Raw genomic sequence first — 24,986 nt, 5'->3', positions numbered from 1 at the left:
TTTCTGGGGGAAACCATGCAGAATCTAAGTAAAATTTTCATCTTCGGTTTATTGTGCCTGCTGCTGACAACTGCTGCTCAGGGGAGTGACCTTGATGCTTTTGTCGGGCAAAAGGGAATTCTCAAGATTGCCGGAGGAACCGCCCATATTCCGGTGATGAAAGAAGCTGCGGAACTCATTATGACCAGTAATCCTGATATTCGTATCACAATTGCAGGTGGCGGGACAGGTGTTGGGATCAAACAGGTGGGAGAAGGGCTGGTCGAAATCGGTAATGCCGGGCGCAAGGCGACGGATGAAGAGATTGCCACCTACAAGCTCTCTATGGTGAAGTGGGCAATTGACGGAGTCGGCGCGGTCGTTAATCCGCAGAACAAGGTGACCGCTCTTACCGCAACCCAGCTCCAGGATATCTTTTCCGGCAAGATTGTTAACTGGAAAGAGGTCGGTGGTGAAGACAGGGGGATTAATATTTATGATCGGGATGCCGCAAGCGGAACACGTGAAGTGTTCTGGAAAAAGGCATTGCAGAGTGGCGATGTAACCAAAAAAGCCAATGTCGTTGTTTCCAACGGGGCCATGAAGACGGCAATTGCTCAAGATCCATATGGCATTGGGTATGTCTCGGTTGGCCATATCGATGGAACGGTTACTCCGGTGGCTCTTGATGGGGTCGTGCCCAATCTTGAAAATGTCAAAAGCGGTGCCTACGGTGTTGCCCGCGGTCTTTTCAGCCTGACCAAGGGAAAGCCCGCCGGTCTTGCCAAATCCTTCCTTGATTTCCTCCTCAGTCCGACCGGCCAGCAAATTGCCAGAGACAAAGGGTTTGTTGCGGTGAAGTGAATATTCGTCCCGGCTTCTCGGTTCATATTTTCCGGCTGGCAGCGTTTGGCTGCGCCTTTCTGACCATTGCGGTCTTTGGGATGATGCTTTTTCTCGGCTGGCCGCTGTTATCAAGCGGCCAGTTTTTTGTTCTTCTCACCCGGGAATGGCTTCCCAGCCAGGAGATATACGGCATATATCCGATGATAGCCGGGAGCATGACGATCGCCCTGCTGGCTTTATGCCTGAGTTTGCCGATAAGTCTCGGCACCGCCTTTGTTGCTGCGACCCTTGCTCCGCGACGGCTACGAAAAGTGGTGCTGGTTACCGTCAGATTCATGGCCGGAATACCAACCGTCATTTATGGATTTGTTGCTGTATTTTTACTTGTGCCGTTTATGCGGGAACAGCTTGCCGGCGGTTCCGGGTTGAATATTCTCACGGCTTCCATGGTGCTCGCACTTCTCATCGCCCCCACCATGATCGTTTTTTTTGTCAATGGTCTTGGCAACGTTGCCAGGAGCTATTGTCTGGCCGTCGATGCCCTGGGCGGCAAACCGGTGCAGAAACTCCTGTATCTGCAGTTGCCGCAGGCCTGGCCGACGGTACTTGCCGGGATTATCCTGGGTTTTGGCAGGGCGATGGGCGACACGTTGATCAGCCTCATGCTGGCTGGCAACAGTATAGCCATACCCCGGGGAGTTTTTGATTCTGGGCGGACCCTGACAGCGCACATCGCGCTGGTTCTTGCCGCCGACTTTGCCAGCATGGAATTCAAATCAATCTTCGCCTGCGGTCTTGTCCTGTATATTTTTTCAGTGATCGTGGTCATACTTTTGCGATATCTGACCGGTGCTTTGGTGAGGCCGCCAGGATGAGAAGTTTGATTGAACGGGTGATCATAGCTTTTTCCTGGGGAAGTGTCGTCTTGCTGCTGTCGGCACTCTTTTTCATGCTGGGCTACCTCATGTATCGAGGCGCTGGGGTTATTGGTACCGAGTTACTCTTTGGCAAGATTGCTCCGATTGACGCCCTGCTATTAAAACGGCAGGTTTTCAATGGGCTGTTTCCGGCTGTTATGGGTACCTTTGCGCTGGTACTGCTCGCAGTTGGTTTTGCGGTGCCGATTGGTCTTGCTGCCGGAATTTATATGGCCGAATATTGTCGCGGCTGGTCACGGCAACTGCCGACGGTGCTTTTTGATATCCTTGCCGGACTGCCCTCCATTGTAATCGGCCTTGCCGGTTTCTCGCTGACTATTATCCTGCACCGGTTTTTTCCCGGTCGCCTGGGCCCGTGCCTGCTGATATCGGCATTGGCCATGTGTTTTTTAATCCTGCCCTATCTTATCCGGAGTACTCAGATGGCCCTGGAATCCGTCGCACCGTCCCTGCGACTCACTGCACCAGCGCTTGGCGCAACACGCCTGCAAAATATTCGCTACGTTCTGTTACCGGCAAGGCTGCCCGACATCCTTGGCGGAGTCATCCTCGCTATAGGACGGGCGGCGGAGGATACGGCGGTCATCATGTTGACAGGCGTGGTCGCTTCGGCCGGACTGCCGCGATCACTATTTGAACAATTTGAGGCGCTGCCGTTCTACATCTATTATATTTCGTCGCAATATACAAATCCTCGCGAGTTGCAGATGGGATTTGGGGCTGCCATCCTTCTCCTGACGGTCTGCGCGGTCCTGTTTGTCACCGCTTTTTTTATCGAGCAGGCCATTTCCTGGCAACTCAGCAGAGAGTAATCTATTGAAAGACAGGACAAAAATATTTGCCGAAAAAGTGTGTTTTTCGTACAGGAACAAGGCAGTTTTAGAGGATATTAATCTTGCCTTGCCGGAGAACAGTATTATTGCGGTAACCGGTCCTTCGGGGACCGGCAAATCGACATTTCTCTCTATTTTTAATCGATTGTGGGAAGAAAACGGTGGTGGTGCATTTAAAGGCCGGGTGATGATCCGATTCTCCGAGGGAATAGCCGATATTTACAGCAAGGAAGTTTCATTAGCCAGGTTGCGGCGCTCTGTTGGGATGGTCTTTCAGACACCGAATCCGCTGCCAATGACGGTATATAAAAATATTGCTTTTCCCTTCATCCTCCAGGGTGGAATGAAGAAAAGCGAAGTGGCGGAGAAGGTTGAGACAATGCTCAGGAAAGTTCACTTGTTCGATGAGGTGAAGGATCGCATGAACAGTGATGCCCGCAATCTCTCCGGTGGACAGCAGCAACGTTTGTGCATTGCCAGGGCGCTGATTTCCGATCCGGAGATAATTCTTCTCGACGAACCGACCTCGTCACTCGATGACAAAGCCTGTGCGAAGATCGAGGAACTTCTCATTGAATTACGAGAAAATTGCACGCTGCTGATGGTTTCGCACTATCAGGACCAGGTGCGGCGGGTTGCCGACCGGGTATATGAAATGGCTGACAGGCAACTCACTCGTGTTTCCTGATGCCTCAATCCTGAATATAAAATCACTCTTTAGCAATGAAGATTCTCCATCTCATCAGTCAACACCCGGAAAGTACCGGCAGCGGTTTTTACCTGCAGAATATTATTCGCCAGGCAACGGCTGACGGCCATCAGAATTTTCTTATAGCGGGGATCTCCGGCAACAGACTGCCGCAGCTTGATTGCATCAAGGCACAGTCCTGCCGTTTTGTTCACTTCGACCAGGGACGGCTGGATTACCCTATTCCAGGCATGAGCGACGTCATGCCCTACCCCAGTTCTACCTTCGGCACACTTTCACCTGGTCAACTTGCTACCTATGAGCAGGTATTTGGTGAGGTTATCCAACAGGCGGTTGACGATTTTTCTCCCGCTCTCATCCACAGCCATCACCTCTGGCTGGTAAGCGCAGCTGCCCGAAAACTCATGCCCGCCATGCCCATGGTGACATCCTGCCATTCTACCGATCTTCGTCAGTTTCTCCAGTGTCCGCATCTAAGAGACCGGGTCCTGCCCCATTGCCAAAAGATTGACCGGGTGCTTGCCCTGAGTGGTAATCAGGCAGACAAAATCAAGCAGCTCTATGCCATAGCCTCCCAACGGATCGATATCGTCGGCGGTGGCTATGACGAGACTCTTTTCACCATGCAGCAAAAGGACAATTCACCTGAAGTGCAGCTGCTTTATGCCGGCAAGCTCAGTTTCGCCAAAGGGGTTGATGTATTACTGAAGAGCATCCAATCAATAGGTAAAGGGAGAGTGCATCTCCATCTTGCAGGGTCCGGAACCGGGGAAGAAGAACAATACTGCCTGGAACTGGCGGCCAAAGCGGGTGTTTCAGTTACGATTCACGGCCGGATAAGCCAGCAGGAACTGGCTCGATTGATGGGGCGCTGCCATGTTTTTATTCTGCCGTCTTTTTACGAAGGGCTGCCGCTTGTACTGCTCGAAGCGCTCGCCTCCGGGTGTCGAATCCTGACTACCGATCTGCCCGGCTGCAGGGAACTGCTTGGTGACGCCGATGCCGATCTCGTCCAATTCATAAAACTGCCGGTCATGAAACAGATAGATCGTCCCGAACCGGAAGATCTGCCGCTCGTCGAGAAGCGTCTGGGAGAAGCGATACACGCCATGGTGGCCCGGGTGCGCGTCTCCCCCTCGCCTGCCCCGAAGAATATTCACGCGATTACTGCTCAGTTCGGGTGGAAAGCGGTTTTCGGGAAAATTACGCTGGCCTACAAAAAAGTGCTCAGCAGCTGATTGCCACGGCGGCGATATCGTCGTGAATCTTGAAACGGGGGTATTTTCGGCAATGCGGGTCCAGCTGTTGCAGATACCGGACATGATCGCGGACAGCTTGCAGCCCCCCCTGGCGATAAAGCTTGACAAAGGATTGCCAGTCATGATCTTCCAGTGGATTTTCCCGGGGGAGCTGCAGCCCATCGGTAAAGAGCAGGATGTCGCTGACATCGGCAAGATTTTCATAACCGTGGCGAATAAAAGCCAAGGCCTCGGGTTCGCCGTTCAAGACACCGTAAGTGACGTTCATTTCCAGGCGTACTTTGTTAATCTGATCGGCGAGGACCTCATGGATACGGGCATCTGGCGACACCTGCATCTCCTGCCACATCTGCAGGGTGTCCCGGTCGATATCGATATCCGGAGTAATAATTTTGTAACTGCCGTCTTTCAGCACAAAGAGAATGAGCGCATCACCCGTCTGGCAATATTCAAGCCGATTTCCAGCCAAATGAACAACCGCAAGGCTGGTGGACCAGAGTTTATGCCGTTCGTCAAGACCGATACCTTGCTCTCTCTGTGCTCTTTGAATATTTTGATTTGCCTCTTTGGCCTGTTGGTCAAGGGGAGTTCGATTACCCTGAAAAGACCCCGCAGCGGTCCTTGCCGCAAGCAAACCACCGGTCAGACCTCCGTGAAAACGCCGTTTGTCCAGGCTCGTCGCCCCATCAAAAACACCGAGGAGATCGCCTTCCTCAAGCAGGACGTCCTCATTGAATTCGCCACTGCCTTTTTCTAAAAGAGACCTTACCTTGTGTTTATGAAGAGGTCGGCTAAGGTTGGCAAAGGTGCGCTGTTCGGTGGACAAATACATAATATGTTGTTTTATAAATTTGATTTTCGGTGATGATCGGTTGCCAAGGAATATAGTTGACATGAGAAATATTACCAATATGATGTTCTTATAGCAAAAAGGCCCCTTATAGCCTTTTTCTATGATGACATATAACATGCTGTTTTTTCTCGGTATAATTTTGCCAACATGATCGACATTTTAGAAGATCCACCCCAAAAAAAATGGGATCACTACGCCGCTCAAAATATTGCGGCAAAATATTCCCATCTTTACGATTGGGGAGAAAGCCTTGCGACCACCTACGCCCTGCCAATCTTCCGGCTGGCGGCAATAAATCAGCAGACAAACCGATTCAGCGGCATCCTCCCCCTCGTTCTGTTTGACCCGCCAGACAATAAGAAGCGTTTGATTTCGCTGCCCTACACCGATGCGGCGGGCATACTGGCAGACGACGGGGAGAGCAGTCGTCGATTGCTCGCCGCCGCGCTCACGCTAGCCGACGAACTTGGCGCAGACCATCTCGAGTTACGTCAGGATGGAGTGTTACAAACCTTTTTTCAGCAGCAAAAGAGCATCGGTACCTGGTGCCATACCCCCCATACTTTCAAGACGGGCCTGCTTCGAGCGCTTCCAACATCAGGAGATGCACTCTGGACGGGGCTTTCCGCAAAAGTTCGCAATCAGATCCGCAAGGCCCGACGATGCGGTTGCAGAGTCAAGGCTGGCGGCGTCGAGCTCCTTGCAGATTTTTATGCGGTTTTCTCGGAAAATATGCGCGATCTGGGCTCCCCCGTTCATACGCCCGAACTCTTTCAGAACATTCTGAGCAGCACGTCGCTTGCAACCGGAATCATTGTCGTCTCGTTGCATGGCCACCCTGCAGCAGCAGCTGTCGTATTGCTGCATAATGAGACCCTCTACAACCCCTGGGCTTCGTCTCTTAAGAGTTACCGGCCATCCTGCCCGAACATGCTGCTTTACTGGTCCATGCTCGAATATGCGGTCGATCATCACTGCAGGTGGTTTGATTTTGGTCGCTCCTCTCCCGATGCCCCCACCTGTCGGTTTAAACGCCAATGGGGAGCCGGGATGGAACCACTTGACTGGCATGTTTTTTCACGAAAGCCGCACAACTGGGATCCCCGTAGCGAATCTCTGGAATACGATACCTGGAAAAGCATTGATCTGGAACGATCGCGCCGGGACGGTCCGGCAATCCGGCAATGGATCAGCCTGTGAGGCAGAAGATGAATCATGCCACCGGTAAAAATATCGAAGTCTTTTTACCTCTGCCGATTTTTCCGGTTATTGAGGATGTCGGCTGGTGGCAGGGAGAAGATGGATCCGCTGTTCAGCAGCCGTATCGCAACGCTTTTCCCAGACGACACTGCCTGGCGGATTACCAGGCCCTGGTCCGGCTGGCCGACAGACTTGGTGTACGCATTGGCTTGGGAATGGTACTCGGGGAATGGGACCGCAACAACTCCCTGCGGGGGGTGACGGGTGCCACCTGGATGGGCGATCATTGGAACAATCAGATTAATCAGGGGCCGTGGCTTGATGAAACGGCAGAGTATCTGCGCCACCAGCAAGGCTCCCTTGAATTGGGATTACACGCGCTTTGTCATGAATTCTGGCATGAGGGAAAGATGGAGCGCTCCGAATTCCATGATCAGAACGGTAATATGCGATCAAGACAGGTCATCACGGCTCATCTTGAGGCTTTCAGGAACATTCTCGAACAAAACGGATTTACAGAATTGCCCCGTCTTTTCTTCCCGCCGGCTCTCAACCACAGTTTCGGCAACGACCAGGAATCGATCCAGGCAATCCTGCACGACTACGGCATTCGTTATGTGATAACCCGCTTTTCCCGGGCACGACGCTTTGCTCCTCCACTTCATGAAAAGATCACCTGGGAATGCGGCGTGGGTCTTTTGGAACGAGGGCTGGCGCCGGTCCCATGGAATGTATCGGCCAGTCTGCCGGACTGGGATTTTTCCGGACCAATTCTGCCCCTGCATTGGGGCAATCTGCTGCATCCTGATCCAGAACGCAGCAGCGACATAGTTGATGGATGGGCAGAAATGCTCCTTGCCGGAACAGCCGGGCCAGAGCGCATTCTGGCCGCAAATTTCGATACCTGCTGGCGCCAGGCTGCCATCTTTTATTTCGGCAGTCTCTCCAGTGATGGTGCATCCATCGTCGTAGATCTGCAACCACTGCCACAGGATATGCCAGGTAGCAGTGGGTCGTTCTTCCTCAAGGTCAGGGGCAATCATGCGGCGCAGTTTCGATCTCAGGAGGCACAGATAGTTTCCGATCACCTTGATAACAGCAGCATCCGTACCCTGCAAATCCTGCCGAAAAAAGGAAGGAAGAGAATACGGCTGCTGCTTTGCTGATAGAGACGCCACGGTGAAGATACCGCCCAGGCAAGTGAAAAACTGAGCACCTCTCACCCTGCTGGCAAAATTAATGCTCGCTAAACCGTTTGTTGAATTGACTCCACGGTGACTTCAAGTACCCGTGTCAAAAAGGAATATTTTTCTTTCATCATATCCCACTCCGGGCCTGAGGGGATGAATCTCGCTGTTCCCTTTACAAGAAAACCAGTTCCAGGTCCCATTTTACCTTCTACCTCTTTTGACCCGACAGTGAGCAATACATTATTATTCTTTCGTACTTTCTTTTCGGTTTTCCTCATTGACCATGCAGGAAGCAGTATTCTTTCATCATCTGTGATGTGGAGGTAGCTATTCCAAGTATTTACAACATGAGCTTCATTGTCGGCGCAAGAAACTATGGCAACAACACCTTCGTGACTGATTACATCTAAAAACTTGTCGGTGAGCATGTCTCATCTCCTTTTGTGTTATAAGATCTATTGTGGATATATGTTATCCATGTTAACCTTAATACAAAAAAGAAATAATGGTCAAGACATTTTTTGGGTAAAAGAGTCTAATATGCGGTTTTGAAATCATCCAGGGAGATCATCGATGCAATACAGTATAGGCGTTGAATATGCGTTTCATTCACTTTTCTATATGGTGGACTTACCCGAACATAAAACTATCGGAATCAAGCAGATAGCCGAATTAAACGGCATTACTGAAACGTATCTTTCGAAAGTTTTCGCCAAATTACGCAAAGCCGGGATAGTCCGCTCAATTGCTGGCGTTAAGGGAGGCTACCAGTTAGCTAAAAGCGCTGACGCTATATCCTTTTGGGATATTATAGAAGCAATCGAAGGTCCTTCTTTTTTGTTTCAATGTGCGGAAATCAGGAAAAAGAACATATTTGTGGATGACCCGAGTGTCTTCACCGACAAATGCCCCTGCCTCATAAAGGTAGTTATTCAGGAAGCGGAAGAGTTAATGCGCAACCAGTTGAGGGTCAAGTCACTGCAATGGCTGCACGAACAGGTGCATAAGGATTTTTCGGTGGAAAAAAAAGATGGAATAGTCAACTGGTTGAAAACTATCTAATTTGATTTTAACGCATCCAGAGGGCAGCCGCAGGCCTAGCTAAACGGTGCCCTCTGGAGCGGAATCGCCCCTTTTAATTCTTCCCGGCTATCAGCGGATAAAATGCATCCAGGCTTTGTCTTCTTTTTCAGGCGGTGCGATCACTCCTTTGCCATTTTCAACCAACTTCATCAACCACGCCATATTCCTGCCCAGCGTTCGCATGATCTGTGCGCCTTCCACATCCTGGGTCGCCTCTCCCGGCTTGGTACCATGGATGACATTCCAATAATTGGATGTCGGCATCAGCATCTCGGCGTAACAGATGAAATTATTGAGTTGATTGAAAGTCGGCAGGCCACCGGAACGCCGTACAGCGACAACTGAAGCACCCACCTTATGTCGCAGCAGAGAACCGTTAACGCCGGTCACGTAAAAGGCACGATCGAGAAAAGATTTCATGGTTCCTGCGATGGCAGAAAAATGAACAGGTGAACCGAAAAGAATACCATCGGCATTTTTCATCAACTGAATCCACTCATTAACCGGATCGTCGACCTGAACACACTGTTCGTTCTGCTTTTTGACGCATTGACCACAGGCCAGGCAGCCTCGAACAGCCTTGTTGCCAACATGAATAATTTCTGTTTCAATCCCTTCCTTTTCCAACTCAGCAGTCACCATTTGCAGCGCATGACAGGTGTTGCCTTTCTTATTGGGGCTGCCATTAAATGCCAATACTTTCATAAAATCTCCCTCTGTTTCCTGATGGTAATTAATAGATACGTAATGTTGTTAAACACGTTTGCGCTATAATGCGCCATAGGTTACATTAAGTCAATAACGTACTTTCATGGTACGTAGTATCTTTGAGGGTACCTTAACACCATGTATCCCAGTTTCAAATGAGAGATTAAAATGGAACACAATGCAGTAACCAGCGACGTGATTGTTTTTCGGGACAAGCAGTACAAGTGTGGTATCGACGTTACCCTGGCAGTAGTCGGCGGGAAATGGAAAGCATCGATCCTTTGGCACCTCGCACAGCAGACAATGCGATTTTCTGAGCTGCAAAGACAGTTTTCCGAGACGACTCGAAAAATGTTAACCCAACAACTTCGGGAACTGGAGGCCGATGGGCTTGTGCACCGCAAGGTTTATGCGCAGGTGCCCCCCAAAGTTGAATATTCCCTCACCGAAAAAGGACGAAGCATCTATCCAATTCTTGACATGATGTGCAGTTGGGCTCGGGAGCATTTGCAGGATTAAGGATCGAAATATGAAGTACGCATGGCATCCTGGCCGGGACATTGGCAACCCTCTCACGTCAGTTTGCTCTGGCAATTTCAAACAGCCAAGATCTTGCCCGATAAGATTATTCCCAAATTCAAAAATAAGACATCAGATCGCCCCATGTGTCAAAGTCGCTCGATCATTTTTGATCCACCGTTTATCCGTTCAATGGGCATTCTTTTGCCATCCGGCAGCATTCATTAATCTGACGACCTCATGGGCGACGTAATACAGTTCAGTGGCAAACAGCTCTTCCTGAAGCATTCCGTCTTCATCAAGATATGTCCTGGTCTCTTCCAACACTTCGGTATTAGACGGACCAGCACATTGATCAAAACGCCAATAACCGTCAATACAGTTAAGCCCAAGGGTTGCCAGCCGCTCGCCAGATCGACTGCGAAGAGAAAAAAGACAGTATGACAACTCAGCGCATTGCTGGTGATAATCCAGGCAACAATTATTCATATGGTAGCTTTCCGACTGCAACAATTTCGCCGATGTTAATGGCATTATCAAATACGCACCAATGAGCATTTCCGGCAATTTACACTTCCACTTTTTGGGTCGTCTCAGAATAGAATTCCCGGTGGCCAACTCAGTTGCAAAAAAAACATTAGAAGTATCGACTTTGGATTGATATAGCATTTTCTTAGTACCTCCAGACGGTTACCGTCACCAGAAGATTAAACACCAAACTAAAACGATTTATACCGTTTGCTGCATCTGTTCACGTGCCATTGTTGCTAGAGCTTCTTCGCTTAAATAGTCTTCAATTGTCATGTATCCATGCAGTTCCGAGCACGTTTCACAAAGATACCTAAACCAGTGAGGGGCGCAGACAAACAGCCCGATAGCTGGTTTTCCATCCAATTCACATACCAACCGAGACTCTTGCTCGGCTTTCCGGATAAGATTGTGCACCACAGCGTCCCCGCCACGAATTTTTACCTGAAGCTCCCCCATCCTCTGCTGGACTTTGTCTATTTCAAGATTCTTGAGATGCGGATACTGAACGAGGTGTTCTCTGAGGCGTCCAGCGAGTACACGAATCAACTCAAACCACCCATCCTGGCACGCAAAACCGTGAATTAATCGCTCACGCCGAAATAGTTCCGGAAACTCTTGAAACAATCTCTCCGTCTTCTCTGTATGCATACATGACTCCTTTTCTCATCGTTCAGCTTCTCTGCCCGTCCATCCTATAATTGCATTATGCCACACCAGGGGTATCACAGAGTGAGTACCCTATGATTTATTTTCATTTTTCTGAAAATAAATTGACTCAGCAGGATAAGCGTCGATGAGGGCACAGGATGAAGCGTCGAGTAGAATTACAGATAGGTTGACGTCACAGCACTGAATATGGGTATGATTGTTGGTTGGGCTATTTATCGAGTGCGCAGAGAAAAAACCGCTCAACCCGAAGACATTGAAGAATCCACCCTTAGCAAACGACCTCAACCACAGTGACAGGCAACCTCAGGAACTTGTGGGAATAATCAATTGTAATATAAAATAGCTGGTGGTAACAATATAACATAAAGAAATCAAACAGGATGTTACTGCTACGCCGTAGCAGTCCAGCATTATTATCACTTGTCGCGCCATGTCGAATCTGGTTGACGACCATAGTTCAGATATGTTGGAAATATGTTGACTGTAGGTAGTCGCTTTTCGGATGAGAAAAAGAACAAATACAATAGAGCTGCTCGGTCGAGCATCAAAGACAAGTGAAGTAATGATATCCGATTTCCGGCCATCACCCTTTCTAGAGTGATAGGCAGTTAGGATAAGGCGTGTTACGGTAAAAAAGAATTGAAAAAAGATTCCGGCTGGATGATATCCAGTTTCTGGATACTAACTTGTTATACGGCAACGCACGAGTATCCTCTTTCGCCCCAAAGCGGACATTGAAATCAAATGCCCTTGCTTTATTTCAGAGAGGGGGAAAGGACTTAGATCTATATAAATAGATCCGTCCCCATTTGTCTTGGCTTCTGTCGGCTTTCGCTTCAGGCTAAGCCCTAAATCAAGGCCACCTACGACAACGCCAAGGATAACTATTGCTACGCCTATGGCAGCGAATTGCTTTCCAGATGCACCAGATTGGGATACAGATGCCAGCGTCGCATACCGAAACGGCCCAGATACTCAGACCCTTTGGTGAAGACATAACGCAATCAGGGAAAATTTAATGAATTTTGATCTAAATGAAGCAATCCGCGATGTCCTAGATTTTCTTAAAATTCATTGGAAGCCATCATTAGCGAAATATATTATTTGGCCGTCAATGACGGTAGGCTTAGCGTCACTTAGTGTTCCTCTATGGGTTGATATTGCCAACTGGATATTAGTCCACCAGAATTTTCTCCCCGATTATAAGTTTCCTCTTGCGCAGCCAAATTACCCTCTAGGAGTACTCCTTATTGGTTTAAGTGTTCTTGTTTATTTCCTTGATGTGCGGCTAAAGAAAAATAGCAATCTACCCACTCAACTAAAAGAACTTCCGTCCCAAGTAGCTAATGAAATAACAACATGCATGAAGAGCGCGGGCTTTACCGCTCAACATCTTCAAGACGAGAAAATAAAAAAGCTTGCTCACGAAATTACCTTGCTACGATTTTTCGGTTCGTTTCCTAAGGAAGAGAAGGCGATTACTTTAGCAGAAAGCATTATTGATGGAGAGTTGTCTGGCGGTACTCCTCATGTAAAAGGTCGGGCACTAGCGCAACTTGCAAGATACATGTGCGTGGGAGAAAGAGTTGAGCAGGCGAAAAAATGGTTAGCAAGCTCTAAAAAACTATGCCAAACGGAGGAAGCAGAAATAGCTCAGGCATTTATTGAGGCTATTGGATCGAACAATGTAGACGCGGCTTCTGGTTTGCTTAAGGTAAGTAGTCCCTTAAGTTATGCTGCCTTCTTTATGATTAAAAAAACAGTTGAGGGAAGCGGGATTGCTTTGGGCTGGTTCGAAAGCACTGGCTTAAGCACTCAAGACTTAGATAATGATGGAAAGGTCGCTTTAGTTTCTGCACTGCTGTCAGAGCATCAATGGGAAAAGGCTTTAAATATTGTGGAGACATTAAGCGACGAATCCTTGTCTATGTCACCAGCACTGGCTCAGCTTTCTGCATTTACGTTTTTGGTAAATGCAATTAAGGCCGCTGAGCTCCGTGAAAGTGTAATGACTTATATTCCCTTTGCAGCAGACAGGTTTCCACTTGCAGATGATTCTATATCTATTGCGCTTAGAAATCGCTCTGTTGAGCTGTTTAAAGTTTGCTCTGGTTTGGCAAGACATCTCGGTGCTGAAGATGTGGCGAATATGACGGATAACTATGTGCTGTGGTTGGAGCTTAGAAACAGCGAAACACATGAACAAGCAAAGGCACAACTTCGGAGCTACTTCGTTAGTTACACTCAAAAAACGCTTGAGTATTTACCGTTAGCATTTGCGTTTGGAATTGATATCGAATTTGAGTCAATTGAAAAGGAGGTTAATAGACAGACAGCGCTAAGCCATGATAATGATCCAATTCTTGGTTTAGCCAGATTTATATTGGCACAGACGAAGAAGTCATTCCCGGCAGTGGTGGAATATATTGCCAGCTACAGAAAACAAATGGAAAGAGCCGTTAATCCCATTGTTATTGGTATGCTTGAAATAGAGGCATTGGCTCAATCAGGATTGGTGGATGATGCAGAACAGCTCCTACAAAAGATAGAGGGTTCGGGAGCGCCTGATGCTGAAGTAAGGAATCTGAAAAATATTATTGAGTCAGCCAAAGGTAAAGATCCAGTAGCTTTGGCTATAAGCCAATATCAAAAAAGTAAAGCTATAAATGATCTTTCCCATTTGGTTAATTTGCTAGAAAGAGAAAAACTTGGAGAAAAATACTACTCATATTGCCGGGAGCTTTTTGATCGTACTGGCCAGGAATCTGACGCTATCAGAGTTTGTAATGCCGCCTCTTCGCTTGGAAAGTTTTCTGAGCTTCATCAATTTCTGTCAGATAGGATGGATATCGTCAAGAGAAGCGAGGGGCTACAAGTTCACTGGGCGTGGTCATTATTTAGAAAGGGAGACTTAAGTGGAGCCCATGAACAGATTGCACGGTTGAAGCAATCTAAATCACAACTGCTTGATCTCAAAGCTCTTGAAATCAATTTATCTATATTTGGTGGTGATTGGGAATCTCTTAGCATTTTTGTGGAAGATAGCTGGAATCGTCGGCAGGAGTTGAAGTCTAATGATTTATTACAAGCGGCGCAGTTAGCTAAGGCAGTTTCCCCCGGTCGCGCAAGGCAAATAATAGAGTTCTGTACAGGCCAATATCCAGAAGATCCTCAAGTGCTAGCGTCATCGTATTTTACGGCGACCACAATGGGCTGGGAGGACAGTCAAGAAACATCCGAATGGCTCAATAAGGCGATCATTCTTTCTAGTGATGGTGGTCCATTGCATCGGGCTTCTTTAGAAGACTTAAAAGAAATGATGGATGAAGCCAGGGAAAAAAATGAAAGGGTTTATAAGGCCTACTATGATGGTGATGCTCCTATTTTTACAGTGGCGGAGCTATTAAACAGGACTATGTCTGATTTTTACCTTATTCAGCCCCTTGAAAACAAAAAGACGAAGGACATACGGCGGAAAAACTTAGTCCCAATATTTCATGGAGCAAGGCTCGAACAGGTTATTGCTGGAAAGACGATTGCCATCGATGCCTCCAGTGCTTTGGTTGCGGAGAATGTTGGACTGCTACCTCATTTGTTTGATTGTTTTGAGAGAATTGTTATTCCTCACTCTTTCATGCGTTGGTTGTTTGAAGAAAAGCAAAAAGTAGCCTTTCACCAGCCGAGCCAAATTGAAAAGGCAAAGTATTTTGAGCGCCTTGTTTCTGACGGCAGGACTTCTATTTTCCACCCTAGGAAAATCAATAATCCTGAACTCGCACTGGATGTAGGTGATGAGCTTGCTTTTATGCTTGAGAAAGCGCATGAGAATCCTACGAATGAATCACAGGCGTTTGTGGTATGTTCGTACCCAGTATACAAGGTCGGAAGATCTTTTAAGGAGGTAGAAGCTGACCTTTCTCCATTTTATCACTGTCTGATTTCATGTTCGCAGCTGGTCAAAAGTCTTAAAGGCATGGCTGTAATAACGGAAGCTCAGTGTCTCAAGGCATTAAGCTATCTTCACCAACACGAGAAAGAGTGGCCTACCGGTCTAGAGGTGACAGGCGGAGCAAAATTATTTCTTGATTCATTATCGATTACCTATTTGATGACTGTTGATATGCTCGACAAGCTCAGCGAGGCCGGATTCGAAGTGTATGTATTTAAGGGGGCGCGAGATAGGTATAGATCGCTGATAAACTATGATTCAATCGTCAAGCAGGCAGATTTAAAAATAGAAAATATAAGGAAGCTATTTTCTAGTGGGCTTACGTCTGGAAAAGTGGTTCTTGCTGAAATGCCGCTCAATAGAGAGCGAGTGGCTGCGTCGAAGAATAATGATGCCAGGCCAACTGAGGAGATTTTTGAAGCGGTTAAAATGTGTGATGCGGCTTTGATAGATGATAGATTTATGAACCGGCATGGGACAATTACATTTGACGAAGGAGCTGTGCCAATTTTTACATCATTAGACTTTGTCGAGACTCTACACCATAAAGGACATATTTCTAAAGAGCAGAAGCTTGATGTCAGAACGTCACTTCGGGAGTTGGGATTTGAGTTTGTTGGTATTTCCTATGAAGAGCTTGAATATCATTTAAGTCACTCAGTTATGTTAGATTGTGAGTTTAAACCCACAAGGGAGCTGAGGCTGTTAAGAGACAGTCTACTTTTGATAAGGATTAGTGGGCTGGTTCAGCTCCCAAGAGATGCCCAGTGGCTACATGAGACCATGAAAACGATTGCAAAAGCAATTAGGGCTCAGTGGTCGGCTGATATCCCGCTCGAACTAAGCCGTGCCAGATCTTGCTGGCTATATGAGCTTATGGGCTATCGGGAGTGGGCTCAAGCTTATCAAATAAGGGGCGATGGGGGGATGGCCCACTTAGGCGAAGTTTTTAAGGTGAATTCCATATTGATTGCGCCGGAGTCTGTGCCTGACGAGCAAAAGGAAGGCTATAAAGCATGGTTGGATGAGTTTGTTTTGACACCCCTGAAGAATATTGATCCGTGGAGCTTCAAGAATGCTGTCGATTCGATGAAGCAGCAGGTTAAAAGCATCTCGCAGCAATCGATATTGGAGGAAGAAATGGATGGCTAACTCGGATTCGGTGCATGCTTATATGGCTTCACACCTTATCAAACTATTCCCCAGTTTGGTAAGGGCGGAACTCTTATCTGATACCAAATTGATGGAAGAGCTAGGTCTGGCGACAGATGCCAAGGTTAGTTTTGGTGATAAAGATATAGCCTTTTCCAGAAGCGCTCTCTTTAAGGCTATTCGAAGTGCTTTTGAAAATGTCGAGGAAGAATTCTGTGTGGACGATATTAGTAGCAAAACTTGGTCTTTACGCAATCATCCGGGAGAGCGTCCAGCCTTTTCCTTAACCAATGGAGACGCACACATACTTAATAATAGTTTTTGGCCACTTTGTGGAGATGTCGACAGACGGTTAAGCATATTTGAGACAGAAGCGAAGAATAGATGGCTTTCGAAAGAGGAGCTGGAGCGCTGGAGGGCAGTTCTTTCGGAGGCAGCAGTTAGTGACGATGATGTATCAGACCTGTTGCTTGATTTGGATCGCTCACCAAAACACATTGAAGCCTTGTTGCGACAGGAATTTCAGGGGAAGTCAAATAAGGTTTCTACGTTGGTTCCTGAGGATATTCGCTATTACGAAAGGCTTGTTGGGAAATATTGCGGGAGTAAAAATATTGATGAGTACTGTAAGGTCGAGCTAAAACAATATTTTGCCAGCAGAATAGAAAATGAAGTGAGTGAGAGTGATTTATTGCTTTGCATGCACAAGTCAGTATCAGAAGTCGTTTCTAATGGTATTGTTGAAGAAGCTTCGTATCACGCAATCGCAAACCGGGCAATCGAAACCTGCCATCCAATACTTTTAATATCATGCCTTGAAGTCGGCATGCGGAAATTCACGGATACATCAGTTGAGATCCTTAAAAAGATTTTTGAATGCATATCTTCTGAAAAAACTTTAGATAACCTACGTTTATTTTGCTCGATGGCAGTTTTTGTTGATGGAGAACTGGCACGATTACAGATATTCAGAGGGATGCCACCATTCTACCGGCGTCTTGCTTCACTTACTCAGTCAGCCTTGATTGTCAAGGTGGGGCTGGAAGAGAGCATTGCTTTTGACAAAGTAGAACAGTGGGCTACTCAGCAAAGGGGGCTTTATTTTTTCTGCCAGAGCTTTGTCGATCTAATAGAAGAACCAAGATGGCTTCCGACTTATTTAACCGCGGAGCAATTCATTAATGAGCTTAACGGGCGGGCAAATAATGCATGTCAAGAGGCTGGTAAGTGCGAAGTCGCTGAATATCTTCAAGAGGAACTTATGTCTGGTTCGCGATTGAATATGCACTCGTTTTTGCCTGGGCCGTTGGAAGGTAACTCTACGCCAGCGGTTGTGCCGGATGAAATCTCAAAGTTGCTTGCTAAGCATATCAACGGCGAGGCTTCATTTGAGTCCTATAGGGTTTTGATGAATTCAGCACCCTTCTGGAAAATTGATGATGAATATTTGGAGCGTGCAGTTTTGCTGCTCGAAAGCGCACAGCACAAATTGGCAGCGGTTAACGACAAGGATTCTGTGTATCAGGTGTTAAATGGATTGGCTCAGGTTGCTTGTATGACCAGAAGTAGAAGGCTTGCTGCATCGGTGATGATTTTAAGCCGACTATATCGGGACTATATTGATGTGGATTCTGAGCCCGAAAACTATCTGGCATTAGGTGTTGTAGCGGGCGCTGCTTTTGAGGATAAAGATGGCTGGGCAGAATATATAGGGCAATGGTGCACGGAGTTGGCGTATCTGCCAATCAGCGAAGAAACTATTGTGAAAATAGAACTGATGCTCGAAAGGCTTTGCACCCTAGAGCCCTATTTATATTACACCTGTTCAAAAGCACTCGATATTTTGAGAATGTTGAGTGGCCGAAAATAAACAGTTTCGGAAAATATTTTGCTGTTTTTAGAAAATACTAATGTTTGGTATAGCATTGCTCCTTGGGTGAACATTCATAATGTCTATTTTTAATTGATGATCCAGACTAATTACGTTCGTTTTTGGCCGTATTCGAGAATTTGAAGACAGATTCAAGCGCCGTATAACAAGGCGCTTCTGTCGGACAAATTTTCGCTGCGATCTAAATTTGCCACAGAGCGCGGCGTTAAAAGTCACGATCTCACCTATGGATTTTGACTTACCTTTGCCGAAGGAAATTGTCCAAATAAATCTACTGTCTGTCACCATTTCTTTCGGTTATGATCTTAATGGAAATATCTTTACTTTGGAGTCACCATAAATTTGATAACACAAGACATTACTTTGGCGGCTTACCTCATTTGTTGATTATAGGGCCTTGGGAGAGAGGATCACAGGTTATCTTTCTGTGAAACTACAAAAATTGGGTGTTTCACAGATCTGGTAAGATACTTGTTCATGGCGACGCAGTCGCCATGAACCGCGGAGCTGACTTCGTCAAGCTCCGCGGTTGGGCAATTAGCACAAATTAAAGAAGAAGGTTAACTGTGGTGATGAAATGAAACAAGTTCATGGAAGTTGGTCAGGGCGTATTACAGGAACAAATAATGCAAACGTGTTCGCCGAAATAAAGCAAGATGGGTCGAAGCTATATGGGATAGCAGCAATTCCCGGAAAAATTACAAATAGCTGAAATTGCAAAATAAGTTAAAAATGCAGTTCGTAAACTTTTATAACACCAGTCATAGGTAAGTAGTCAAAATTATAGTATAGATAATTTTCCAGCCATAACATTTTTTACTTGACAAAACCGGCTGAGAAAAATCGCTTTTTTCTATGTAATTTCAAAAACATACATAGGAGAAAGCGATGAAATCAAAAAAGTATTATCCGGCCAGCGTGTCAGGGCTGGCAACAACTGCTGAACGAAAAGTGAGAAAACACCTCAACGCTGACAGCTTGTTTGCGGCAATACAAAAGGATTTTCGACAAATCCCCGACAGCAGAGGTGCCAATTCCACAATCTCACTGGATGATGCACTGATGTCAGGCTTGGCGGTGTTCCAGTTAAAACACCCATCCCTGCTCGCCTTTGACCAACAACGACAGAAAGAACCGCAAAACCTGCATTCAATGTTCGGCATAACCAATATACCCTGCGACAGCCAAATGCGGACCATACTGGATCCATTGTCACTTTCTTCGTTGCGTGCACCTTTTCGCACTGTTTTTCGGCATCTTCAGCGGGGAAAAGATTTCGAAAAGATGGCTTACATCGACGGGCACTATCTCCTGAGTGGTGACGGTACCGGCTTCTACTCATCGGGCAAAGTTTCATCTCCTTATTGCATGTCAAAAAAGAGTCGCAATGGTCAAACTCTGTATTACCAACAGATGTATGCCGCTTCTTTCGTGCGACCGGACTGCAAGGTGGTCATCCCCGTCTTTCCGGAGATGATGACCAAACAGGATGGCACCAGTAAAAATGACTGCGAGCGAAACGCAGCTCAACGTTTCTATACAAGGTTCCGAAACGAGCATCCCCACTTGAAGGTTATTGTGGTTGAAGATGCGTTAGCCTGCAACGCGCCTCATATTCGAGACCTGCAAAAGCTCAACCTTCGTTATATTCTCGGTGCCAAGCCAGGTGATCACACCGCACTTTTTGCTGCGCTTGCGCAGGCTGTAAAAGAAGAGCGAGCCGTTCAAATGTCTTTTGTTGATCCGGAGAACCGTAAAATCGGCCACTTTTTCAAGTTCGTCAACCAGGTTCCTTTGAACAAATCCAATCCTGATCTGCTGGTTAATGTGCTCGAGTACAGCCAGATCGACGAGAACAAAAAAATAACCACCTTCAGCTGGGTAACCGATATTGCGATAACAAAAGAGAATGTTTTCAATTTGATGCGGGCCGGCAGAGCGCGCTGGAAAGTTGAGAATGAAACATTCAACACGCTAAAAAATCAGGATTATAACCTGGGCCATAACTACGGCCTTGGCAAAAAGAACCTGAGCGGGGTGTTCACTATTTTGATGATGCTCGCGTTTCTCATAGATCAGGCGCAACAGCTGAGCTGCTGGCTCTTTCAGGAGGCACTGGCCAAAGAAGAATCAAAAAGATCGTTGTGGGAAGCTATCAGAGCTTTCTTCCGCAATTATCAGGTTGATTCGATGGAAACTATCCTGCGGGCTATCGCTCATGGAATTGATGGACCTGCCCTAAAAGAGGTATGCCGGACATAGCAATGCTATAGTCTTGCAATTATTCAGTTGTCAGAGATCAAAAACTCTTGGAAAATCAGGTTTTGCCAAGGTTGAGGGAGTAGTATGTCCCAAATGTATCAGAATCAGCGCAAAAGTCGCAAAAACATGACAACAATTTCATTTTAAGGGTGCGACTTCCGGTTATGTCACGATTCACGTAGGTTAAAGTCCGAAGAACTGCTCTTAAACCTCGTAATCGGTGATAAAACGGGAATAGCTGATGGGATAGGTAGAATAAACGATCCGCAATACGGAACATCGGTTTATAATTTCACGGGCGTTATCGATGGTAATATAGTTACTCTATCAATGGTTCCTGACGAAAAATTCGTGAATAAGGAAGAAACCCATGAGGTAGTAATAAATGGTCGCAGGATGACGATTACTGCTAATATGGTAAGACATGGGAATGTAGATGTAAATGCAAAGCTTGTAAATAATGGTACTATAGAAGGAACGTGGCAATCAACCATAGGCACAGGAGGAAATCTCTTTCTTATAAATGAAAATGAGAAAAATACCGACCATGAAAATACAAGCAAAGTTGGAAAGAGAAATACGATATTTATAAGCTATAGCCATGAAGATCAAAAGCATTTGAAGAGGTTACATGTACATATAAAGCCTTTGGAGAAGAAGGGGCTGGTAGACGTATGGGATGACACAAAACTGAAAACTGGAGAGAAATGGCGAAATCAAATTGAATCAGCTTTATCGAAAGCTGCAATAGCAATATTGATTATCAGCGCCGATTTTTTGGCATCTGACTTTATAGTTGATAATGAGTTACCTCCGATCCTAAAAAAAGCGGAGCTAGAGGGGACTCTTGTGCTTCCTGTTATATTGAAACCCTGTAGGTTTTTAAGAGAGGATATGCTTTCTCAATTTCATGCATTGAATCCTCCAGATAAGCCAATTTTGTCGATGTCTGAAGTTGAACAAGAAGAGATGTGGGATAAATTGTCTCGGACAATAGAAATCGAATTAAATAGATAATGAATCCAAAAACATATTTCAAGCGGATTTGATTCCATTATTATTCAAAATAACTTTGTACGTTCAAAAATATGAATCAACTCGACCTTATACAAAAATTAAAATCCATTTTGCCCATGGTCAGAAAATGGATTGAAGACACATTAGAAAAACACAATGCCAATGCTACTCCCGTGATCAACCTTTCTTTTTCCCGTTTGAAAACCATTTTACCCCCTGATCTACTTAATAGAGCAAAGGTAGTTGTAGTCAATGGGGATGTGCCATTTCCACCTCTCAGTAGTATGGGCTTACCCGAGCTTTCCCGTATGGAAAATATGTCGATGGCTGGTGTTACTTACAAAGATACTTTCTTTGTAAGTCATCTTCACCAAACAGAGAGCTTGTATTTTCATGAAATAGTACATGTTGTACAATGGGAGAGACTCGGGATTGAAAAATTCTTACTTGCCTATGGTTACGGCCTTATGCGATTTGGGTATCAAGATAGTCCTTTGGAAAAGATGGCATATTCCCTACAAGCCAGATTTGATAACGGAATGCTTTCAGGTGATATTGTACAATTTATCCAGCATGAGACAGATGCTGTTTGGAATACGGTGTCCGAATCTATTTCTATGCCAGGAAAAGTATAACCTATTCCCAGCCAGGCCTTTCATTCCGACTCTCTTTGCTCGCGGCTGAAGGCTACGTTAAAAGTCACGATATCTCCGTATAATGATAATAAAATAATTGCTATGGAAATATTTGCCGGTTTTATACTAGGAATTATTGGAACTTTCTTGTTTTGGAGGTTTCAAATTAATATTAAGCCTAAGATAGCAATTTCAGATCACATATTGAGAGGCCAAAGTAATACAGATCCTAATAAATATCTCTATCGCATAAAAGTTTACAATTTATCAAATCGTCAAATCATCAACATTTCAATAGGTTGCTCATTATCTTACAAAATAAACATAGGAAACGGTAAAAGAAGTGTTGGTAAATCCTTAACTGTAAAACCAAAAACTGTCCAATTCCTTGGTCCTAAAAAGAATTGGGGAGACCCGTTCGGGTTGAGCCCTGTCAAGATATTTCAGCTTACGGATATTGATTATATAGAAGAAAATTTTACCAATGAGAAAAGAATATTATTTACAATTCTGGCGACAGATGCGGAAAGTGGAGCAGCCACAGTCCTAAGAAAAGTATATATGTTAAATGACATTAAAATTGGTAATTTTGAGCCTGGTCTTCATTTTGGTATCGCTGAGAACTAATTGAAAATTAGAAATGGTCATAACCAATCATTAAACGCGTAAAAGTGGTCCGATCTGACTAATCTCATATGTAAGACGGTCCCTTGAGGTCGATTTTGCCAAAGTCCAGATACCTCCTATAGACCTAGAAAGATCAATTGGAAATATGTTAACCAGCAAATGGTTCCGGTTAATATTTTCAAAAAGATTTCTGCTTGTTTATAAATTGGTTGGGAGTGGTTTACAATAAGTTTTTAATAGCTCATTTCACCCGTATATAAAAAAGGACAACCCTATGCCTAGTAAATATATGAAAGCAGACGTTATTGGTGTTGGGAAATTAATATCAGAACGAGGGTATTTTAGGGTTCCTGATCATCAACGTGATTATGCTTGGCCAACTGGAGCTGTTGATCAATTTCTCGAAGACATTGAGATGGCCCTAAAAGAAAACGAAACTGACTATTTCATTGGATTGATAGTTCTTGTTGAGCCAACGCTAGATTTGTCCTGGCAAATTCTAGATGGTCAACAAAGACTAGCGACAGCGACAATGGTTTATTCGGCTATTCGTAGTTGGTTGATTGAAAATGGTTTTGACAAGGACGGACAAAAGGTTCAAGAAAGATATATTGGAATTTCCGAACTTGGCGAGGCGAAAGACAGACCTAGAATTGCTTTAAATGTAAAAGACCGCAATATATTTGAGAGCGTGGTAGCAAATCAAGTTAGTGACAACTACCTGGAAGAACAAAAGAAAAAATCTGGTCGTAATTCATCTAAGAGAAAGGTTCTTGAAGCTTTAATGACTTGCAGAAGTTTCATTTCAAAACTTGCCTTAGATGCCGGAGGTGACGTTACCAATCAAGCCAAAAAATTATTTTCTTTAGCTGATTATATAAGAGATAACGTCCATGTTGCTTACATGGATGTTCCGTCGTCTGGTAATGCTTATGTGATTTTTGAATCACTTAACGATAGAGGTATAGATCTTTCGGTTTTGGATCTTGTCAAAAACTATGTGTTCAGTAAAGCGGGAGCTGATTTAAAAAAAGTTCAGTACAATTGGATCAAAATGACGACTACATTGGCTGATCGGAAAGCAGATGATTTTTTGAAAGTATTCTGGACTTCACGATATGGAAGAGTTCAACGAGGGGCTCTTTTTAACAAAATAAAAGCAAAATACAACAAAAAAGCTCTTGCCGTAAAGTTGTCTGAAGAGCTATGTGAGGCTGTTGAGCTATATGCCGCTTTAGATTCTCATGATAGTGATATCTGGACTGACCATTCAGAAGAAACGAAAGAACATATAAAAACTCTCACTTTGTTAGCAGGAACCCAAGTGAGGCCAATAATTTTGTCTGCTCTCCTTAAATTTAACCCTAACAAGATAGAGCGATTACTTTATTGGCTTGTTTCACTTATAGTTAGATACCAGACGGTCGGTGGTGGAAGAACAGGTCGGCTTGAACAGCAATGTACCTCAGTAGCTCCACGAATCTATTCAGGTGACCTAAGTTCGCCCCAAAATGTTTGGGATCAAATTAAATCTATTGTCCCCAAAGATGATGAATTTTTCAATGATTTTCAGGCGTATGAGGAGGCAACTGCTTCTAAAGCAAGATATATACTGTCTCGATTAGAAATTACTAAATGGCAACAAGAAAACCCTGGTAAAGGTATAGAAAAAACTCCCTGTGCTGACCCTAATATCCTCAATTTGGAGCATATCCTTCCTAAAAATCCTTCAGAAAAATGGGCTGAGGTGATAGCAACCGACAAACACATTGTGTCCGATCTTCTAAATAATATAGGTAATCTTGCCCTGTTGAATTCAAAAGCAAATAAAAAAATAGGATCATCTGCATTCGAGGAAAAATCAAGCAATATCTATTCTGATTCCGAAATGCTAACTACTAAGCAACTTGCAACAGAATTTACAAAATGGGATAGAGAATCTATAGAAAATCGGGCAAAAAGGCTTGCGAAGCTTGCAGTAAGTGCTTGGCCTATTGATTATTAGTGATAAGGTTGTATGGCCTGAAGGCTATTTTGTCCTGGCAGCTTAGAATGGAAGATCAAAAAGTTGGGACAGATCCATTGTGCGGCCGGGGAAGGTCGTGTATTTAAGCGGGTGTAAAGCCTGCTCCGGAA

General features: G+C 45.3%; 21 protein-coding genes. 16 read left to right on the top strand and 5 right to left on the bottom strand.

Features of this window, described 5'->3' with window-relative positions; all coding sequences use genetic code 11:
• Positions 1-15: 15 nt before the first annotated feature.
• From FCL47_RS15020 to FCL47_RS15000, 5 genes are read left to right on the top strand one after another with little or no spacing between them, the layout of a single operon-like run.
• A complete protein-coding gene (locus FCL47_RS15020) occupies positions 16-843 on the top strand; it encodes a phosphate ABC transporter substrate-binding protein (RefSeq protein ID WP_136814330.1) in 828 nt (275 codons plus the stop codon).
• Positions 840-1,700 (top strand): PstC family ABC transporter permease, encoded by an 861-nt coding sequence (locus FCL47_RS15015; RefSeq protein WP_240744257.1) that lies wholly within the window; start codon positions 840-842, stop codon positions 1,698-1,700. The genes FCL47_RS15020 and FCL47_RS15015 overlap by 4 nt, the downstream gene beginning before the upstream one ends.
• Positions 1,697-2,575 carry a PstA family ABC transporter permease gene (locus tag FCL47_RS15010; protein ID WP_136814329.1) on the top strand — a complete coding sequence of 293 codons (879 nt, stop codon included), beginning with the start codon at positions 1,697-1,699 and terminating at the stop codon, positions 2,573-2,575. Before FCL47_RS15015 ends, FCL47_RS15010 begins: the two co-directional genes overlap by 4 nt.
• A gap of 4 nt (positions 2,576-2,579) precedes the next feature.
• Complete coding sequence (locus tag FCL47_RS15005) at positions 2,580-3,284, top strand: phosphate ABC transporter ATP-binding protein (RefSeq protein WP_136814328.1); 705 nt, start codon at positions 2,580-2,582, stop codon at positions 3,282-3,284.
• A 35-nt stretch (positions 3,285-3,319) separates the two neighbouring features.
• Positions 3,320-4,543: a glycosyltransferase family 4 protein gene (locus tag FCL47_RS15000; protein WP_136814327.1), complete on the top strand. Its 1,224-nt coding sequence runs from the start codon at positions 3,320-3,322 to the stop codon at positions 4,541-4,543.
• On the opposite strand, the gene FCL47_RS14995 is transcribed toward FCL47_RS15000, so the two are convergent.
• Positions 4,533-5,459, bottom strand: a complete 927-nt coding sequence (locus FCL47_RS14995) for a protein phosphatase 2C domain-containing protein (protein ID WP_167496508.1) — start codon at positions 5,457-5,459, stop codon at positions 4,533-4,535. The two genes, FCL47_RS15000 and FCL47_RS14995, sit on opposite strands and share 11 nt — an antisense overlap.
• Positions 5,460-5,564: 105 nt before the next feature.
• Between FCL47_RS14995 and FCL47_RS14990 the strand changes: the two genes are divergently transcribed.
• Both FCL47_RS14990 and FCL47_RS14985 read left to right on the top strand, forming a co-directional pair.
• Positions 5,565-6,617 (top strand): GNAT family N-acetyltransferase, encoded by a 1,053-nt coding sequence (locus FCL47_RS14990; protein WP_136814325.1) that lies wholly within the window; start codon positions 5,565-5,567, stop codon positions 6,615-6,617.
• A gap of 8 nt (positions 6,618-6,625) precedes the next feature.
• Entirely contained in the window at positions 6,626-7,783 is a 1,158-nt protein-coding gene (locus tag FCL47_RS14985; protein WP_136814324.1) for a hypothetical protein, read from the top strand.
• An 80-nt stretch (positions 7,784-7,863) separates the two neighbouring features.
• On the opposite strand, the gene FCL47_RS14980 is transcribed toward FCL47_RS14985, so the two are convergent.
• Positions 7,864-8,235, bottom strand: a complete 372-nt coding sequence (locus FCL47_RS14980; RefSeq protein ID WP_136814323.1) for a pyridoxamine 5'-phosphate oxidase family protein — start codon at positions 8,233-8,235, stop codon at positions 7,864-7,866.
• A gap of 145 nt (positions 8,236-8,380) precedes the next feature.
• Here FCL47_RS14980 and FCL47_RS14975 point away from each other — a divergent pair, with 145 nt between their 5' ends.
• Entirely contained in the window at positions 8,381-8,869 is a 489-nt protein-coding gene (locus tag FCL47_RS14975) for an Rrf2 family transcriptional regulator (protein ID WP_136814322.1), read from the top strand.
• Between the two features lie 90 nt (positions 8,870-8,959).
• On the opposite strand, the gene FCL47_RS14970 is transcribed toward FCL47_RS14975, so the two are convergent.
• On the bottom strand, positions 8,960-9,595 hold the full coding sequence (locus FCL47_RS14970) for a flavodoxin family protein (RefSeq protein WP_136814321.1): 636 nt from the start codon (positions 9,593-9,595) through the stop codon (positions 8,960-8,962).
• 171 nt (positions 9,596-9,766) lie between these two features.
• On the opposite strand from FCL47_RS14970, the gene FCL47_RS14965 reads away from it, so the two are divergent.
• Positions 9,767-10,117, top strand: coding sequence for a helix-turn-helix domain-containing protein (locus tag FCL47_RS14965; RefSeq protein WP_136814320.1), 351 nt, complete (start codon positions 9,767-9,769; stop codon positions 10,115-10,117).
• A gap of 189 nt (positions 10,118-10,306) precedes the next feature.
• On the opposite strand, the gene FCL47_RS24580 is transcribed toward FCL47_RS14965, so the two are convergent.
• Positions 10,307-10,606, bottom strand: a complete 300-nt coding sequence (locus tag FCL47_RS24580) for a hypothetical protein (RefSeq protein ID WP_167496507.1) — start codon at positions 10,604-10,606, stop codon at positions 10,307-10,309.
• A gap of 240 nt (positions 10,607-10,846) precedes the next feature.
• Positions 10,847-11,296 (bottom strand): hypothetical protein, encoded by a 450-nt coding sequence (locus FCL47_RS14955; protein WP_136814318.1) that lies wholly within the window; start codon positions 11,294-11,296, stop codon positions 10,847-10,849.
• Positions 11,297-12,335: 1,039 nt separating this feature from the next.
• Here FCL47_RS14955 and FCL47_RS14950 point away from each other — a divergent pair.
• The 7 genes from FCL47_RS14950 (at position 12,336) to FCL47_RS14915 (ending at position 24,855) form a co-directional block, all read left to right on the top strand.
• Positions 12,336-16,418, top strand: a complete 4,083-nt coding sequence (locus tag FCL47_RS14950; RefSeq protein WP_136814317.1) for a hypothetical protein — start codon at positions 12,336-12,338, stop codon at positions 16,416-16,418.
• Positions 16,411-18,288, top strand: a complete 1,878-nt coding sequence (locus tag FCL47_RS14945; protein ID WP_136814316.1) for a hypothetical protein — start codon at positions 16,411-16,413, stop codon at positions 18,286-18,288. The genes FCL47_RS14950 and FCL47_RS14945 overlap by 8 nt, the downstream gene beginning before the upstream one ends.
• A gap of 909 nt (positions 18,289-19,197) precedes the next feature.
• Positions 19,198-20,571 (top strand): transposase, encoded by a 1,374-nt coding sequence (locus FCL47_RS14935; RefSeq protein WP_205747334.1) that lies wholly within the window; start codon positions 19,198-19,200, stop codon positions 20,569-20,571.
• Positions 20,572-20,922: 351 nt separating this feature from the next.
• On the top strand, positions 20,923-21,588 hold the full coding sequence (locus FCL47_RS14930) for a toll/interleukin-1 receptor domain-containing protein (protein WP_240744256.1): 666 nt from the start codon (positions 20,923-20,925) through the stop codon (positions 21,586-21,588).
• 71 nt (positions 21,589-21,659) lie between these two features.
• The gene (locus FCL47_RS14925; RefSeq protein WP_136814314.1) at positions 21,660-22,223 is read left to right on the top strand and encodes a hypothetical protein; all 564 of its coding nucleotides are present in this window, start codon (positions 21,660-21,662) and stop codon (positions 22,221-22,223) included.
• Between the two features lie 102 nt (positions 22,224-22,325).
• Positions 22,326-22,850 (top strand): hypothetical protein, encoded by a 525-nt coding sequence (locus FCL47_RS14920; protein WP_136814313.1) that lies wholly within the window; start codon positions 22,326-22,328, stop codon positions 22,848-22,850.
• A gap of 274 nt (positions 22,851-23,124) precedes the next feature.
• Positions 23,125-24,855 carry a DUF262 domain-containing protein gene (locus FCL47_RS14915; protein ID WP_136814312.1) on the top strand — a complete coding sequence of 577 codons (1,731 nt, stop codon included), beginning with the start codon at positions 23,125-23,127 and terminating at the stop codon, positions 24,853-24,855.
• Positions 24,856-24,986: the final 131 nt, after the last annotated feature.

The sequence above is a fragment of the Desulfopila sp. IMCC35006 genome (assembly GCF_005116645.1).
Classification (GTDB): domain Bacteria; phylum Desulfobacterota; class Desulfobulbia; order Desulfobulbales; family Desulfocapsaceae; genus Desulforhopalus_A.
Note: the sequence above shows the minus strand (reverse complement) of the source record. Positions and strands in the feature narration are given on the sequence as shown.

Excerpts from the sequence above, each read along its gene's own strand:
- FCL47_RS15000 (WP_136814327.1), top strand. The coding sequence starts at position 3,320 with ATGAAGATTCTCCATCTCATCAGTCAACACCCGGAAAGTACCGGCAGC.
- FCL47_RS14975 (WP_136814322.1), top strand. The coding sequence starts at position 8,381 with ATGCAATACAGTATAGGCGTTGAATATGCGTTTCATTCACTTTTCTAT.
- FCL47_RS14995 (WP_167496508.1), bottom strand. The coding sequence starts at position 5,459 with ATGTCAACTATATTCCTTGGCAACCGATCATCACCGAAAATCAAATTT.
- FCL47_RS14990 (WP_136814325.1), top strand. The coding sequence starts at position 5,565 with ATGATCGACATTTTAGAAGATCCACCCCAAAAAAAATGGGATCACTAC.
- FCL47_RS14950 (WP_136814317.1), top strand. The coding sequence starts at position 12,336 with ATGAATTTTGATCTAAATGAAGCAATCCGCGATGTCCTAGATTTTCTT.
- FCL47_RS14915 (WP_136814312.1), top strand. The coding sequence starts at position 23,125 with ATGCCTAGTAAATATATGAAAGCAGACGTTATTGGTGTTGGGAAATTA.
- FCL47_RS14935 (WP_205747334.1), top strand. The coding sequence starts at position 19,198 with ATGAAATCAAAAAAGTATTATCCGGCCAGCGTGTCAGGGCTGGCAACA.
- FCL47_RS15010 (WP_136814329.1), top strand. The coding sequence starts at position 1,697 with ATGAGAAGTTTGATTGAACGGGTGATCATAGCTTTTTCCTGGGGAAGT.
- FCL47_RS14955 (WP_136814318.1), bottom strand. The coding sequence starts at position 11,296 with ATGCATACAGAGAAGACGGAGAGATTGTTTCAAGAGTTTCCGGAACTA.
- FCL47_RS14920 (WP_136814313.1), top strand. The coding sequence starts at position 22,326 with ATGGAAATATTTGCCGGTTTTATACTAGGAATTATTGGAACTTTCTTG.
- FCL47_RS14970 (WP_136814321.1), bottom strand. The coding sequence starts at position 9,595 with ATGAAAGTATTGGCATTTAATGGCAGCCCCAATAAGAAAGGCAACACC.
- FCL47_RS14945 (WP_136814316.1), top strand. The coding sequence starts at position 16,411 with ATGGCTAACTCGGATTCGGTGCATGCTTATATGGCTTCACACCTTATC.
- FCL47_RS24580 (WP_167496507.1), bottom strand. The coding sequence starts at position 10,606 with ATGAATAATTGTTGCCTGGATTATCACCAGCAATGCGCTGAGTTGTCA.
- FCL47_RS14985 (WP_136814324.1), top strand. The coding sequence starts at position 6,626 with ATGAATCATGCCACCGGTAAAAATATCGAAGTCTTTTTACCTCTGCCG.
- FCL47_RS14980 (WP_136814323.1), bottom strand. The coding sequence starts at position 8,235 with ATGCTCACCGACAAGTTTTTAGATGTAATCAGTCACGAAGGTGTTGTT.
- FCL47_RS14925 (WP_136814314.1), top strand. The coding sequence starts at position 21,660 with ATGAATCAACTCGACCTTATACAAAAATTAAAATCCATTTTGCCCATG.
- FCL47_RS15020 (WP_136814330.1), top strand. The coding sequence starts at position 16 with ATGCAGAATCTAAGTAAAATTTTCATCTTCGGTTTATTGTGCCTGCTG.
- FCL47_RS14965 (WP_136814320.1), top strand. The coding sequence starts at position 9,767 with ATGGAACACAATGCAGTAACCAGCGACGTGATTGTTTTTCGGGACAAG.